14 protein-coding genes, 1 other RNA gene, 1 pseudogene and 1 riboswitch are annotated in these 13,987 nt (G+C 43.3%); of the genes and pseudogenes, 11 read left to right on the forward strand and 5 right to left on the reverse strand.

Annotated elements, in window-relative coordinates; all coding sequences use genetic code 11:
* Positions 1–39: 39 nt before the first annotated feature.
* The 3 genes from PLE7327_RS12340 (at position 40) to sipA (ending at position 1,964) form a co-directional block, all read left to right on the forward strand.
* Entirely contained in the window at positions 40–351 is a 312-nt protein-coding gene (locus PLE7327_RS12340) for a hypothetical protein (RefSeq protein ID WP_015144157.1), read from the forward strand.
* Positions 352–380: 29 nt separating this feature from the next.
* Positions 381–540, forward strand: a riboswitch (cobalamin riboswitch).
* A gap of 32 nt (positions 541–572) precedes the next feature.
* Positions 573–1,574, forward strand: a complete 1,002-nt coding sequence (locus PLE7327_RS12345; protein WP_041393229.1) for a sirohydrochlorin chelatase — start codon at positions 573–575, stop codon at positions 1,572–1,574.
* Between the two features lie 120 nt (positions 1,575–1,694).
* On the forward strand, positions 1,695–1,964 hold the full coding sequence (sipA, locus tag PLE7327_RS12350; RefSeq protein WP_015144159.1) for a regulatory protein SipA: 270 nt from the start codon (positions 1,695–1,697) through the stop codon (positions 1,962–1,964).
* Here the strand turns inward: sipA and PLE7327_RS12355 are convergent.
* Together PLE7327_RS12355 and PLE7327_RS24865 are read right to left on the reverse strand one after the other, a co-directional pair.
* A complete protein-coding gene (locus PLE7327_RS12355) occupies positions 1,961–2,797 on the reverse strand; it encodes a lipopolysaccharide assembly protein LapB (protein ID WP_015144160.1) in 837 nt (278 codons plus the stop codon). The two genes, sipA and PLE7327_RS12355, sit on opposite strands and share 4 nt — an antisense overlap.
* Positions 2,798–2,858: 61 nt before the next feature.
* Positions 2,859–3,008: a hypothetical protein gene (locus PLE7327_RS24865; RefSeq protein WP_186005319.1), complete on the reverse strand. Its 150-nt coding sequence runs from the start codon at positions 3,006–3,008 to the stop codon at positions 2,859–2,861.
* 61 nt (positions 3,009–3,069) lie between these two features.
* Between PLE7327_RS24865 and PLE7327_RS12360 the strand changes: the two genes are divergently transcribed.
* The 4 genes from PLE7327_RS12360 to PLE7327_RS12370 all read left to right on the forward strand — a co-directional run bounded on the left by PLE7327_RS12360 (position 3,070) and on the right by PLE7327_RS12370 (position 6,885).
* Positions 3,070–3,981, forward strand: coding sequence for a hypothetical protein (locus PLE7327_RS12360; RefSeq protein WP_015144162.1), 912 nt, complete (start codon positions 3,070–3,072; stop codon positions 3,979–3,981).
* Between the two features lie 18 nt (positions 3,982–3,999).
* An RNA gene (gene ffs, locus PLE7327_RS22465) (signal recognition particle sRNA small type) lies at positions 4,000–4,096 on the forward strand.
* Between the two features lie 88 nt (positions 4,097–4,184).
* A complete protein-coding gene (locus tag PLE7327_RS12365; RefSeq protein ID WP_144266120.1) occupies positions 4,185–4,904 on the forward strand; it encodes a glutathione S-transferase family protein in 720 nt (239 codons plus the stop codon).
* Between the two features lie 631 nt (positions 4,905–5,535).
* Positions 5,536–6,885 carry an AAA-like domain-containing protein gene (locus tag PLE7327_RS12370; protein ID WP_015144164.1) on the forward strand — a complete coding sequence of 450 codons (1,350 nt, stop codon included), beginning with the start codon at positions 5,536–5,538 and terminating at the stop codon, positions 6,883–6,885.
* On the opposite strand, the gene PLE7327_RS12375 is transcribed toward PLE7327_RS12370, so the two are convergent.
* The gene (locus PLE7327_RS12375; protein WP_254657967.1) at positions 6,882–7,133 is read right to left on the reverse strand and encodes a hypothetical protein; all 252 of its coding nucleotides are present in this window, start codon (positions 7,131–7,133) and stop codon (positions 6,882–6,884) included. The two genes, PLE7327_RS12370 and PLE7327_RS12375, sit on opposite strands and share 4 nt — an antisense overlap.
* A gap of 275 nt (positions 7,134–7,408) precedes the next feature.
* Between PLE7327_RS12375 and PLE7327_RS12380 the strand changes: the two genes are divergently transcribed.
* Both PLE7327_RS12380 and sbcC read left to right on the forward strand, forming a co-directional pair.
* On the forward strand, positions 7,409–8,659 hold the full coding sequence (locus PLE7327_RS12380; protein ID WP_041392098.1) for an ABC transporter ATP-binding protein: 1,251 nt from the start codon (positions 7,409–7,411) through the stop codon (positions 8,657–8,659).
* 180 nt (positions 8,660–8,839) lie between these two features.
* Entirely contained in the window at positions 8,840–11,863 is a 3,024-nt protein-coding gene (sbcC, locus tag PLE7327_RS12385; protein WP_015144167.1) for an exonuclease subunit SbcC, read from the forward strand.
* Between the two features lie 6 nt (positions 11,864–11,869).
* On the opposite strand, the gene PLE7327_RS12390 is transcribed toward sbcC, so the two are convergent.
* Together PLE7327_RS12390 and PLE7327_RS12395 are read right to left on the reverse strand one after the other, a co-directional pair.
* Positions 11,870–12,115, reverse strand: a complete 246-nt coding sequence (locus PLE7327_RS12390) for a hypothetical protein (RefSeq protein WP_015144168.1) — start codon at positions 12,113–12,115, stop codon at positions 11,870–11,872.
* Positions 12,116–12,322: 207 nt separating this feature from the next.
* Positions 12,323–12,856 (reverse strand): ATP-dependent Clp protease proteolytic subunit, encoded by a 534-nt coding sequence (locus PLE7327_RS12395; protein ID WP_051036431.1) that lies wholly within the window; start codon positions 12,854–12,856, stop codon positions 12,323–12,325.
* 58 nt (positions 12,857–12,914) lie between these two features.
* Between PLE7327_RS12395 and PLE7327_RS12400 the strand changes: the two genes are divergently transcribed.
* Both PLE7327_RS12400 and PLE7327_RS26585 read left to right on the forward strand, forming a co-directional pair.
* Positions 12,915–13,418, forward strand: coding sequence for a hypothetical protein (locus tag PLE7327_RS12400; protein WP_051036432.1), 504 nt, complete (start codon positions 12,915–12,917; stop codon positions 13,416–13,418).
* 15 nt (positions 13,419–13,433) lie between these two features.
* A pseudogene (locus tag PLE7327_RS26585) lies at positions 13,434–13,844 on the forward strand (transposase); the annotation flags it as partial.
* Positions 13,845–13,987 lie beyond the last annotated feature (143 nt).

Here is a 13,987-nt window from a genome sequence, read left to right on the forward strand (position 1 = left end):
CTCATACCCAAGTTTCCCGCTCGTTAGAGAGTTGTGACGATGCAAGAAAATCCTATTGTTGCTTGTTTTATTGGTAAACCAAAAATTAAAATATTTTCTCAGGGAGCGAAGCGCAAGCCCAAAACCCATAATTACACGAAATTAGTTTGGGGAGAAAACTATATTTTTGAATCCATTGATGAAGAAAATGAGGGCTACATGACAGGATCTGGGAAAGGAATCGAATGTGGCGACGAGTTGATTTTGTCGAAGGGAACCAATTCTTGTTGCTATCGGGTTGAGAAAATCGATTACTACTCGAATCCACCAGATATGTGGATAGCTCAACTCAAAAAAGTTATGGATAATTGATGGGCGAATTCCCCCTCCCCTGCATTCCAAGCCAAGGCACGATCGAGTATTATGAATGAGTTTGGGGTAGTATGGGGAAAGTCCAGTGCGATCCTGGCGCTGTGCCGCAACTGTGATTAGAAATTGAATAAAACTGCGTTTTTTTGATTTCTATAAGCCAGAATGCCTATCTGCTCCTTTGTCCACTCTACTTCCTGCGTCGCACGGGAAAAGGATTAAATTTGTTAGAAACTTCTCATTCATCAACGGCACAGATTGACTCAGATACTTTTTCTCTTCAATTACCAGCCTTACCGATCGCTCGTCCATTACTCGCAATCGGTCACGGGACGAGAGATCCGCAAGGAAGACAAGCGTTTCTGGATTTTGTTTCAGCTTATCAAAATTTAGATCCTTCGCGTCCTGTGGTGCCTTGTTTCTTAGAGCTTACCGAACCAACAATTCAACAGGGAGTCGATCTTTGCATAGAGAAGGGATTTACAGAACTTTCAGCCCTTCCAATTCTCTTATTTGCAGCGCGACACAATAAGTTTGACGTTACCAATGAATTAGATCGGGCACGACAGCGCCATCCCCAACTTAAGTTTTACTACGGTCGTCATTTTGGCATTACTCCCAGTATTTTAGAACTGTGGCAAAAGCGTTTAGCGCTCCTGGACGAACCAGAACGCAACCCCAGAAATATTCCTCGTTCGGAAACGGTTTTGCTGTTTGTAGGACGAGGTTCTAGCGATCCCGATGCTAACGGGGATGTTTATAAAATGGCGCGAGTTCTCTGGGAAGGCAGCGGCTATCAAACGGTAGAAACATGTTTTATCGGGATTACTCATCCCCGCTTGGAAGAGGGTTTTCGCCGCGCTCGCCTATACCAGCCGAAGCGAATTATCGTGCTACCCTATTTCTTGTTTACTGGGGCATTGGTAAAAAAGATTTTTGATATTACCAACCAACAGCAAGAAAAATATCCCGACATTGCGATCGCGTGCTTGCCAGAAATGGGAATTCAGACCCAACTGCTGCAACTACTCAGAGAACGAGAAATTGAAACCCAACTGGGACAAGTCCAAATGAACTGCGAAATGTGTAAGTTTCGCCTAGCAGCGCTCAACCACAGTCACAGTCACGGACACGACCACCATCACCATCACCACCACGATAGCCCTACTCCCGATCCCTATGCCAATCTAGAACAATATCACAATAAAATTTGGCAAGCTCCTTAGTTCGGTTATTAGTAGGGGCAGGTTTAATTGTCAGCGCGATCGAGTTCTTTGCTTAGCAATAATCTCAACCCGCCCGTACAGTAATTAATATAAGAACAAATGACCAATGACTAAGAACTCATGACAGAGAAAGACATTACTGTTGGCAGTAAAGTTCGATTGATTGCTCGACCGCCTTATCTAAAGACGGCAGAACCTATGCCGATGCTGCGTCCCTCCGATATCTTGGAAATCGGAGAAGAAGGCACTGTTATAGATCGTCGTCCGGGAGGCTATTGGGGCGTTCGTTTTGCGCGAGGAGCTTTCTTGATGGAGAATCAGTATATCGAGGTTGTATCGGACGATGCCGCTCCGCCGAGTTCATCGGGAGAAAATAGAAAAGACTTTTAATTTGTCTGCGCTTTTTTCTCTGAATCCGATGCTCCTAGAGCCATCTTTTTAATTCGATCTTTGTACTGGACGGGAGCCAAGGCAACTGCTCTGTCAAAGATCGGTTCGGCTTCTGCGTTCTTGCCTTGTTTTTGTAAGATTAACGCCTTAGCTAGCAAGGGACGGAAGTCTTCCCCATTTGATTTTATCGCTTGCTCGTAAACAGCAAGCGCCTCAGAATAGCGCTCCTGCTCGATATAGATTTCTCCCAATAGTAACTGAAGCGAAGTAACATTAACAGCTTCAACAGAATCAGTTTTAGCTGCTCGATCTTTAATTGCCTCAACTAAAGTTTTTTGCACCAGAGAAACGGCTTCCCCCCCGCGATTCTGTGCCAGCAAGAGATCGGTTACTCCTTTTAAAGCCTGGATATCTGTAGGCTGAGAGGCTAAAATATTGCGATAAGCAGCAATGGCTCCTTCATAATCGCCGACCTGCTGTTTTGCCTGAGCAAGCAAGATCGTGTAATCTGTCTGTTGAGGATTGAGCCGAGCTAATTTTTCTAGCGGCTCTATCGCTTTTTTGAGATCGCCTTGTTGAAGTCTCACTTCCAGGAGTCCTTCTAGTGCATTTTGATTGTCTGGCTCGCGTTCCAATACCAACTGATACCCTAAAGCCTTCGTTTCTAAGGCTTTTTCGGCTTGAGTGGATTTTGAAGACGAACCATTCAAAACACGCGCTTCTTGAGCGATGCTGCTGACAAGAGGCAGGATTGAAAACGAAATTAAAGCTAGTAACATCAAGATGACACCGATGTATACCCAGCGAGTCCGCTTTGGTTGAGAAATTTTCATGTTTTTTGGGCTTATCTTGAAAATAGGAGTTAGTTTAGTGAAATTTGCTGATTTATCTTTTTCATTGCTCGTTATTGAGTACAATGAGCAGACAGCCATCTATTCTGGTTTGGGGCTGTACCGATTCTAAGATAATCGATCTTAGAGTTAAGCCTAAAATATTGTAATCGAGCGTTCGATTATTCATCTGAGTTATTGGAACTCGTTTCATTTGTTCCGCTTGTTCCCGTCCTTTGCTCGCTAGAATATGTCTCCGCCGCTAGGAGTGTGATATGAATTCCTCTGAGAATCGATCCTCCGAATCTTTCCGTCCTTCTGGCAAGCCGTCACCAGAAGTTTCTAAGCTATCCGAACGTCCCCTCTATCCATCATCGAAACCAACTTCCGTTCCCGTTCCTGCCAGCGAAGATCCTTCACTGACAGAGCGGCAAGAACCTATTCCTCCTCCCAGTCATCCCAGACAATATCGAGCTATCGGTTTGATTCGAGGTCAGTATCGACGCTCGGAAGAACAAATGACCAGAGGAACCCTGGTAACGTTAGATGGTACCGAGATAGAAGCTGTATTGCTAGGGCGCGTTATCAGTTTGGTGAAAAATCATCTGGATCTCGAACAACCTCATCTGTGGGTTGTCTATCCGCGCACCCGACAAAAAGATAATCATCTACACATTCAAATCGTTGGCGTTTGGGAGCCAGAAACGCTTAGTAAAGATCGCTTCCCAACCTCGGAGCAATCTTCAGAAGAAATTTCTGCTAAGACCGAGAGCGGTTATTTTTCAGTTCGCGGCGAGGTAGTTTATTACTCTCAAGAAAAAGAAACAATTATCGTCAAGATTCGCCAGTCTCCTAAGCGAGAATCTGAAAAACCTAAATTTTTTAAATTAAAACTCCAAGGAACTCTCGGCGAACGAGCGGTAGGTCACTTTTGGGATTTCCAAGCCCGGTTGCAAGCCGATACCTTAATGGTTCGAGAGGCTGAAGATTTGGGTCAACTGTTCCGCAAGAAAAAACCCTTTTCTAGAAAGCCGAGGAGATCTCGCTCCGAACGTCCCGAACGCCCGGACAAACGGAAATTTTCTTCAGGCGATCGCGAAATTCCTAGAGGAAGAGCACCTGAAGGAGATAAGCCTTCAGTCGGTCGCCCTTTTCTTCCTAAGCCAACTCAGAAAAAAGATAATTAGATGTGTTATGCTGGAGTTGACTCGGACTCATGCGATTACAACGCCCAAACCTTGTCAGGACCGGAAGGTAGCAGCAATACGGGATGCTTGTAATAGGCGTGAACTCCGGGTCTTTTTGTTACTGGGTAGATTAAATTTTAAGAGAATATCTATAAAAAAAGATAAAGAAAGTGTCGATCGTTCTACTACCTAGTGCAATGGCTATGTCAAATTCTCTAGATCGAGCACCTGAAACCCTGCATTTTTACTTTAATCGCAATTGTCCTTACGCTCAGCGCAGTTGGATTGCTTTAATCGAGTTGGGGATCGCATACGAACCCATCGAGATCGAATTGGGTAAGGACAATAAGACCGACTGGTTTCGCGCCTTGAACCCCAATGGTACCGTGCCGACTATCAAACACGGCGAAACTGTTGTCTACGAATCATTGGTAGTTAACGAGTATTTGTGCGAAGTTTTTGGCGGCGATTTAATGCCATCGACTCCCGCCAATCGCGCCAGAGCTAGAATATTAATGTCTCGTTGCGATGCAAAATTTGTCAAGCTGGGCTATAGCTATCTTTCCCACAAACGAAGGGAAGATGAGACTAAAGATGACCAATTGCGATCGCAGCTTGAAGAGGAACTGCGTTTTTTAGATAATGCGATCGGCAACTGGGGAGGTTCCTACTTTTTGGGAGACACACTGACGCTAGCAGACATCGCTTTTATTCCCTTTTTCCAGCGCATGAATGTAGCTTTGGCTAGCTTTAAGAATTTTAAGCTCGAAAACCTTAACTTACCCCATCTCAATGCTTGGCTAGAAGCTATATCCCATCGAGATAGCTGTAGCCAAACTCAGATGTCTGCCCAGCAAATCGAGGAAGTGTATGCTCGTTTTCTGAATCTGGATTATTTTAAAAGAATTGGAATTGCTAGTTAATTTTTTAACATGTAATAAGAAGTCTCAGTAAGTTGTGATTTTTGAGTTGAACTTGAAAATCTTTTTTAACATAGTGTTGGGTTAGGAGTTCTCTTGATAGCAATGGATTTTGTAGGGACTAAGCTTTACTCAGTCCCGGTCTGCGATTCATTGATTTTAGATTTCTGACGATTTCTTTTTTGCCAAAATAAAAAGATTTTGTTATGATTATTTAAATATTAGATAAAGCTTCAATGAGCTTGATGAAAGCAAAGAAATGTAAGAGCATTTGACAAAAAATGTAATTCTTATACGTGCTCTTTTGCGATCGCAAGACTATAAAAACTTCAATTAAGTGTGTTGCCAAAATTTTCGTTAACTAGCCTAAATCTAGGCTCTCAAAAAAAATCTGACTTCGATGGTTTGGGCGCGACGAATAATCTATAAAAGATTGAGCGATGGCATCCAAGTTTTAAAAAGAGAAACTTAACAGCATCGAGTCGAAAAAAACGCATTATGCAAAGAAAATTTTTAACTTTGAATTGCAACTATATTGGTTAAGCTTTGGAGCGATTGCTCAGCAAACAATAATTTTCTGGAATAAGACCGGAGGCACTTGAATTTAAATGATAGGGAGAAAGCCTCCCAAACGATGATGAGAGTTATGGCGCAGGGCAAGCAAGGAAGACGCAGACGCAGGCGAGGAGTAATCCTAACTTCTCTGGGACTAAAAAAACTGCAAAAAGCCAAAACTGAAGCAGAATACAAAGAAAATTGCGGTCATCGATATACTCTCGAAGCCTTAAGCGAACGAACTGGATTGGCAGTCGATACGCTGATGAAGGTTTTTGCTAGCGAAGCTGGGGTAGACAAGCAAACATTGAAAGCTTGTTTCAGTGCATTTAATTTGATTTTGGAAGCCAACGATTATTACCGACCCGAACCCCAGAACGAGTTAGTCGAACCAACCGCCCTAGAACGCGAACCAGAGTTACCAGAAGGGCAAGTTCCCCTCGATTCAGCCTTTTATATCGAGCGAGCGCCTATTGAATTTAACTGCTATAAAGCCATTTTACAACCGGGAGCGCTTATCCGCATCAAAGCGCCCAGACAAATGGGCAAAACTTCTCTGATGTCGAGAATTTTGGATTACGCAAGCAAAGAAAGATGCCAAACCGTTCCCATCAACTTTCAGCTGGCTGACAAAGGACTTTTCCAAGACTTAGATAGATTTTTACAGTGGTTTTGTGCTAACGTCAGTCTGGGAGCGCAACTGCCCAATTGTCTGTCTCAATTTTGGGACGAACTGTTTGGCAGTAAAATTAGCTGTAAACTTTACTTCGAGCAATATTTGCTAGCCAAACTCAATCGCCCCCTAGTGCTGGGGTTAGATAATATCGATTGGCTGTTTCAGTACCCAGAATTGGCAGACGATTTCTTCGGACTGCTAAGGGCTTGGCATGAGGAGGCGAAAAATCGCGAAATTTGGAAAAAACTGCGATTGGTGGTGGTGCATTCGACAGAAGTTTATATTCCCCTCAATGTCAATCAATCTCCCTTTAACGTAGGATTGCCGATTGAATTGCCAGAGTTTACGCCCGAAGAGGTATTAGATTTAGCCAAACGGTATGGATTGAATTGGTCAACTCAAGAAGTAGAGCAATTAATGGCGTTGGTGGGAGGGCAACCCTACCTCGTGAGGCTAGCCCTCTATTATCTTGGGCGTAAGGAAGTTGCCCTAGAACAAATCTTGTCTTCCCCAACCAGTATTTACAGCGATCGCTTGCAACGACAACTCTGGAATCTTCAAAGCAAACAGTCAGGACTAGCAGAAGCTTTTGCTAGAGTCGTGATGGCAGGCGAACCAGTAGAGTTAGACCTAATCGATGCCTTCAAGTTGCAGAGTCTGGGATTAGTCCGTTTGCAGGGCGGTCGGGCAACACCCAGTTGCAAGTTGTACGCACAATATTTTCGCGCTTATTTCAATAGTAGTTACCATTAGTACATTAAAAAGTCGAATTCCTCGTCGTCAGCTTCATCGAGGATTTCACAAGCGATATGCAATGCCTCGGCTTGATGCTCCCATTTAGCAGCAGCACGAGTTTCATTGAGAATTTTGGCTAACTCTGCTTGAACGTCTGCATAGCCGTAGAGACAATAGACGATATCTTCTACAGTGTGGCGCTCTAGTAATTCGAGTATGGCATTATCAAGATTTTTGTCAGTCTTGGAAGCCGGTAACATAGTCATCCTCATTGGTTAACTTATAATTTTCATCTTCGGGGATTTTCTTTGCATCTACTGTGAGATAGATGAAGAAAAATCGCGATCTTGATAGCAGATAAACTGTGATATAGATCGCTCGAGATTGGCGATCGCGATCGCTGTAGTGATACCATTTGAGACAAAACAAAGACGGGGAACAGAAAATCGAGAACGAGGTCAAAACCTGTAACCTGTAACTGCGATGGGCGAACGGCGTTTCGCCTCTCTAGCTAACCAAACGCTGTCAACAATTTCCGAAAGTGGCAAAAGTTGTTTTAGAAAACATTTACAAAAGCTTTCCCCAGCGAATGGGGAAACAGGCGGCTGTACCTACATCCGATCGCCAGAAAAAAGATGACAAGTCTGCTTATGTCAGCGTCTTGCGCTCCATCAACCTCGCGATCGAGGACGGGGAATTTATGGTGCTGGTAGGACCATCCGGTTGTGGAAAAAGTACGCTGCTACGCCTGATCGCGGGTTTAGAAGAACCGACCGGGGGAAATATTTGGGTTGGCGATCGCTTGGTCAATCCTTTACCGCCCAAAGAACGCGATATCGCCATGGTTTTCCAAAATTACGCCCTCTATCCCCATTTAAGCGTTTATGATAATATCGCTTTCGGCTTGCGACGCATGGGCAGTAAAGACAAAAAGACTAGCCTGATGGGAGATATCCTAGCAGGAGTGACGAGAAATCTGCCTAGAAAATTGCGCTACATGACCTACAAAGAAAAAGCGATCGACGAACGGGTTAGAAAAGTCGCTCAATTGTTGCAGATCGAGTTACTGTTAGATCGCTTGCCCAGACAGCTATCAGGCGGACAAAAACAACGGGTTGCCTTGGGAAGGGCGATCGCTCGCAATCCCCAGGTGTTTTTGATGGACGAACCGCTATCCAACCTGGATGCCAAGCTGCGGGCAGAAACTCGCACCCAGATCGTCAAACTGCAACGTCAACTCGGCGTAACCACCATCTACGTCACCCACGACCAAACAGAAGCAATGACGATGGGCGATCGCATTGCCGTAATCAATGAGGGAGAGATCCAGCAACTAGCTCGACCGTTAGATATCTACAACCGTCCGGCGAATCGCTTCGTGGCAGAATTTATCGGTTCGCCCCCAATGAATTTCTTCTCGGTGGAGGTAGAAGCGCCCCTCACAGTCGTTCACTCTTGCTTTCGATTGACCTTACCCGATCTCTGGTCGCCATGGCTGCAACCCTATAATGGGCGATCCCTGCTGTTGGGGGTTCGACCGGAGCATTTTAAGCTCAGTTCTCCCGCCCCCGATAGTTTACCCGTGCAAGTCGATTTGGTCGAAGCCCTGGGCAACGATACCTATATCTCCGTCCATCCCGTTGACGATTCCACTCTCTCGCTTATCGCCAGAATTCCTCCAGATGAGCGGGTAGATCTCGGCGATTGCATTTGGCTGACTCCCGTGCCAGAGAGAATACATTTATTCGATCCCCAAACGGAGAAGGCGATTTGGCAAGAAGATTCAAGGTAAGCTTCTTTTAGTTAAGTTATTAAGAATTGCAAAGTTTCCAGCGCCAACGCTGGAATTTTACGCGATCGCATCGATAAACTAGGCAAGAGTACAGAGGTACTCTTAAGAAAATTAATAAAAAAATGTTGTTCGATTTCCAATTGCGCGATCGATAATTACTGACATGACAACTAATCTTGCATGATTCCGCTACAACTGACGCTCAAAAACTTTCTCAGTTACCGGGAAGCAACCCTAGATTTTCGGGGACTACATACTGCCTGCATATGTGGAGCTAATGGCGCGGGAAAATCTTCTTTACTAGAAGCAATTACTTGGGTAATTTGGGGTCAAAGTCGGGCTGCTAGCGATGATGACATCATTCATGCAGGGGCGGAATACGTGCGAGTCGATTTTCAATTTAGTAGCAATAGTCAAATCTATCGCATTATTCGCACTCGCAATCGGGGACGAAATAGTTCCTTAGAGTTTCAGATAGAAAATGGAGGAGATTTCCGTTCTGTCACTGCCAAAAGTTTGCGAGCAACTCAAGAACAAATTATTTCTTATTTAAAACTCGATTATGATACCTTTATTAATTCAGCTTACTTACGTCAGGGACGAGCCGATGAATTTATGTTGCGCCGTCCCAACGAACGCAAGCAAATTTTAGCCGATTTACTCAAACTGGATCGCTATGAAGAATTAGCCGAGCAAGCTAAAGATATATCGAAACAATTTAAGGGGCAAGCGGAACAATTAGAATTAAGTTTACAACCAATAGAAAAACAATTAGAACAGAGAGATACGGTTGTTTCTCAGCTGACTAATTTAGAAAAGGAGTTAATAAAATTTCAACTAGCGCAAGAAAGCGATCGCGAGAAATTACTTCAATTACAAGCAGGAGAACATCAGCGACAAAGTTGGTATCAACAACTTAGTTGGCAACAAACTCAATATCAAAATTTATTGCAAGACTGCGAGCGGCTAAAAACCGAACAAATCGAACTAAAAAATCAGATTGCCGAACTAGAAAGATTTCTCGATCGAGAGCCAGAAATTGTTGCCGAATACCAACAATTACTAAGCTTGCAACAAGAAGAAGAAACCTTGTCTTTAAAGTTTCAAGCCTACCAAGACGCACAACAACACAGACAAGAACTCGAACAACAACTGATTCAACAAACTAACGAACTAAATTTACAAATTCGACAGGGACAAACCCGTTTAGAATCCCTACAACAACAAGAACAAGAACTGCAACAAATTTTATCTCGTTCTGCTGAAATCCAAGCAGGGTTAGAACAACTTCGCCACCATCGCCAACGTCTAAGAGAACTTGACGACTTACAACATCAAGTTTCCCCTTTATTGCAGAGACGCTACACTCTACAAACCGATATCGAACGCGCGCAGGCAAGACTGACAGCACAATTAGAACAACTCCGTTCTTCCGAAGCACAGTATCTAGAAGAATTGGCTAAAGTTCCAGAAATACGTCAAGCTGCGCTAGCAGTAGATGCCAAAATTCAAGAATTAGAAAAAAAACAAGTTTATCAGAAGCGCATTGAAGAAAAAGGACAAGAAAGAAAGAGTTATAAAGAGCGATTGCAAACCAATCAAAAAATTTGTGAAGAACAATTAGAAGAATTAAAAGAAAAGCTAAAGCTCCTGCAAATTCCTAATGCAGTTTGTCCGCTATGCGAACAGGATTTAGACGAACATTATCGTCATAATGTTATTTATAAAACTCAAACTCAACAGCAAGAAATCCAAGAACAAATCTGGAGTTTTCAGGAACAAATTACTGCCTATGAAAGAGAATTACAAAATTTACGAATTGAATATCAACAATTGAAGGAAGAATTAACTCCTTATACTTCTCTACAGCAGCAATTCGGACAGCTAGAAGCACAGTTAGAAGCTATTAGTGAAGTTAATAGTAAGCTTAAGCAAGTTCGAGGAGAAATCGCACGAGTTGAATATTTATTATCAAGCAAACTATATGCTCAAGATTTACAGACAGAATTGCAATTACTCAATCAGGAAATACAACGTCTCAATTATGACGAACAAACCCATGCTCTAGTCAGAGGGGAAGTTGAAAAATGGCGATGGGCAGAAATTAAACAAGCTAAGCTGGATGATGCCAGTCGCCGTCAAAGTGCTATCGATGCAAAAAAACCCAAACTTGTCGCTCAAATAGAGCGCTTGCAAACTCAGTTAGAACAGTTGCGAACCAGTTCCGAAATTCAAAAACAAATTGAGCGATTGGAACGATATCTTACTGAATTGGGTTACGAGCGATCGCGCCATCAAAACCTAATCAATTCTCTGCGCCAAGCGCAACCTTGGCAATTGCGCTATCAAGAATTAAAACAAGCAAAACAACAGTATCCCCAATTGCAAAATCGCCTCCAACAACTAGAACAACTTCTACAAGTAAGATTGGGCGATCGCGTGACGATGAAAGAACAATTAGATAGCCTAATTGCTCAAATGGAAAAAACCACCGATTGTCGAGAAGAAATTCAAGCCCTAGAAGCAAAAATTCAACAGCAACAGCGACAAATTGACGAATTTTTAGCCCAGCAGGGACGTTGGAAACAAACGTTAACTCAATTAGAAAACTTGCAAATTCAATACGAGGAAAACTGCAAACAATTAAAAGAAGTCAAAAAACAATATCGAATCTATCAAGAATTAGCGCAGGCATTTGGGAAAAATGGTATTCAAACGCTAATGATTGAAAATATTTTACCTCAGTTAGAGGCAGAAACCAATCAAATTTTAGCGCGATTGACAGGCAATCAATTGCACGTACAATTTTTAACGCAAAAGGCGGGACGCAGCGTTTCTAAGAGGAAAAATTCTAAATTAATCGATACATTAGATATTTTAATTGCTGATGCTAGAGGAACTCGTGCCTACGAAACCTATTCGGGCGGAGAAGCATTTCGGATTAATTTTTCTATTCGTTTAGCTTTGGCGAGATTATTAGCTCAGCGTGCAGGAACTGCCTTACAAATGTTAATTGTCGATGAAGGTTTTGGGACGCAAGATAGTGAAGGATGCGACCGATTAATTGCTGCAATTAATGCGATCGCTGCCGATTTTGCCTGTATTCTAACCGTCACTCACATGCCTCAATTTAAAGAGGCTTTTCAGCATCGCATCGAAGTTCGCAAAACCGAGCGAGGTTCTCAGTTAATTTTGTCAAATTAAAAAGTTTCAATAAATCAAAAATTCTAAATCGTCTGGGTTAATTTCATCCAAAGTTTGGCAAGCCTTATCTAAAGCTCTAACTCGGTATTCCCATTGCATCGCTAATTCGATTTGCTTTCTTTTCTTGGCTAGCTGGGCTTGAGTATTAGCGTACCAATAAAGAGCATTTATAAGCTCATCTAGACTTGTTGGATTGTCATTTTCCAAACTAAAATTTTTTAGCAATTGGGGTAATTTAGCTTCCATTTTCATTGAGAATACCTAGTGATTTTTCTGTCGAAAGTGAATGATTTGATTTCCATGTTCGTATATTTGTTTTCATTTACTTGTGAGATGAACCTTAAAAAATTATGACTTTACTTGGCATTCGATCCGAGTTAAGACATAAAACTCTATGACTGAGATCGCTCCAAAAAAGTTCGCTTAGGGATATTAGTGCTGGGCATCGCCTAGTACGCCTTAAGAAGACAGCTTATCATTGATGACGCGATCGATTAATCCATAGTCTCTTGCTTCTTCGGCGCTCATGATAAAGTCTCGTTCCGAGTCGCGGTCGATCTGTTCCTTCGATTTCCCAGTATTGGTGGCAAGTATCCCGTTAATCAAATCTCTGAGATAGACAATTTCTCGTGCTGCTACCTCAACATCGCTGGCTTGTCCTTCAGCGTTTCCCGACGGTTGGCGCGGCGTAATCCGAGCATTGGGCAGAGCGTATCTTTTGTTTTTCGCTCCACAACCAAGCAAGAATGCACCCATCGCGGCAGCAGTGCCAATGCAGACAGTGCATACATCCGGGCGAATTTGGTTTATTGTATCGTAAACAGTCATTGCCGCGATCGCCGAACTTCCAGAACTATTAATTAAAAATGTAATGTCTTTCTCTGGATCTTCAGCATCGAGAAACAGCATTTGTGTGAGGATGAGATTAGCTGTTTCTTCTGTCAGTTCTCCTCTCAAAAAAATTACTCGCTCTGCTAGCAAGCGAGAATAAATGTCAAAAGTTTTCGGCTCATGTGTAAAATATGTGCAGGAGAAGTAATGTCAGCATGCTATGGAATTTCCCCTGAACGATTTGCTCAATCGAGACAAATGCAGGCAGTGGATTTTGGAGCATTTTCATCCGGATGGCTTGAGCTGTCCCAACTGTAAAGCTGGGGTGGAACAAGCCCGAAGATTTAGAACCACGCATCGCTCTCAGTTGAGAGTTTATCGCTGTCGTGTGTGCGACCACACTTACAACCTCTACAGTGGCACGTTACTAGCGCAACATCACCTGAGACCTGAACGGGTTGTGTTGTTGTTGCGAGGCATCCTCAAGGGAGAGTCCACTAAAAGCTTGGCAGGAGAATTACAGTCAAATTACAAAACGGTGTTAACCTTACCTCATCAACTGCAAGCTCGTGCCGAGCAGTTACAATCGCAGGAACCCGTACCTGACACTCGAACTGAAACCGATGAGATGTTTCAGAATGCGGGGAAAAAAGGAGAGCAGCATCTTGACCCGTTTGACCCACCTCGACGACGAGGGAACAAACGACGAGGTAAAGGCACCTAGGATCATGACCGACCACCAGTGGTTGGAACGGTTGGACGAAACAGTGGGCAAGTCCGATTGCGAGTAGTGAGGAACACTACAGGTGAAATACTGGTTAATCATGTGCATCAATTCACAGTAATTGAGAGTCAGCTCTTCACTGACGAATCAGCCAGTTATAATCACGTCATTCGTCCTCATGCTACTGTTTGTCATAGTCAGCATGAATGGGCAAGGGATGATGAGGGAGATGGGCTTCGAGAAGTTCATGTCAACACAGTTGAAGGGATGTGGACAGATATGAGGAATTTCTTGAGCTCCTTTAAGGGTGTTCACCAAGAGCGCCTGAGTGGTTATGTTGCTATTTTTGAGTTCAAGGGAAACCTCAAACGCATCTGCCCTGCCTTCATTGCCTCACTGGTTACTCCGCACACTTCTTACTTATGAGCCAAGTTTTCTCTTCTTTATCTGAAGGCAGAATCGCGATTGGAATCTCTGGGCGATCGGGAAGAGTCATAATTCACCATATCCAAAAATTAGAAAACATTTGCTTTTTCCTTGCCAGACTTAGCTTTTAAGCCTTTCTCCAA

The organism is Pleurocapsa sp. PCC 7327 (assembly GCF_000317025.1).
Lineage (GTDB): Bacteria > Cyanobacteriota > Cyanobacteriia > Cyanobacteriales > Microcystaceae > Hydrococcus.

Excerpts from the sequence above, each read along its gene's own strand:
- PLE7327_RS12340 (WP_015144157.1), top strand. The coding sequence starts at position 40 with ATGCAAGAAAATCCTATTGTTGCTTGTTTTATTGGTAAACCAAAAATT.
- sipA (WP_015144159.1), top strand. The coding sequence starts at position 1,695 with ATGACAGAGAAAGACATTACTGTTGGCAGTAAAGTTCGATTGATTGCT.
- PLE7327_RS12355 (WP_015144160.1), bottom strand. The coding sequence starts at position 2,797 with ATGAAAATTTCTCAACCAAAGCGGACTCGCTGGGTATACATCGGTGTC.
- PLE7327_RS24865 (WP_186005319.1), bottom strand. The coding sequence starts at position 3,008 with ATGAAACGAGTTCCAATAACTCAGATGAATAATCGAACGCTCGATTAC.
- PLE7327_RS12360 (WP_015144162.1), top strand. The coding sequence starts at position 3,070 with ATGAATTCCTCTGAGAATCGATCCTCCGAATCTTTCCGTCCTTCTGGC.
- PLE7327_RS12365 (WP_144266120.1), top strand. The coding sequence starts at position 4,185 with ATGTCAAATTCTCTAGATCGAGCACCTGAAACCCTGCATTTTTACTTT.
- PLE7327_RS12370 (WP_015144164.1), top strand. The coding sequence starts at position 5,536 with ATGATGAGAGTTATGGCGCAGGGCAAGCAAGGAAGACGCAGACGCAGG.
- PLE7327_RS12375 (WP_254657967.1), bottom strand. The coding sequence starts at position 7,133 with ATGACTATGTTACCGGCTTCCAAGACTGACAAAAATCTTGATAATGCC.
- sbcC (WP_015144167.1), top strand. The coding sequence starts at position 8,840 with ATGATTCCGCTACAACTGACGCTCAAAAACTTTCTCAGTTACCGGGAA.
- PLE7327_RS12390 (WP_015144168.1), bottom strand. The coding sequence starts at position 12,115 with ATGAAAATGGAAGCTAAATTACCCCAATTGCTAAAAAATTTTAGTTTG.
- PLE7327_RS12400 (WP_051036432.1), top strand. The coding sequence starts at position 12,915 with ATGGAATTTCCCCTGAACGATTTGCTCAATCGAGACAAATGCAGGCAG.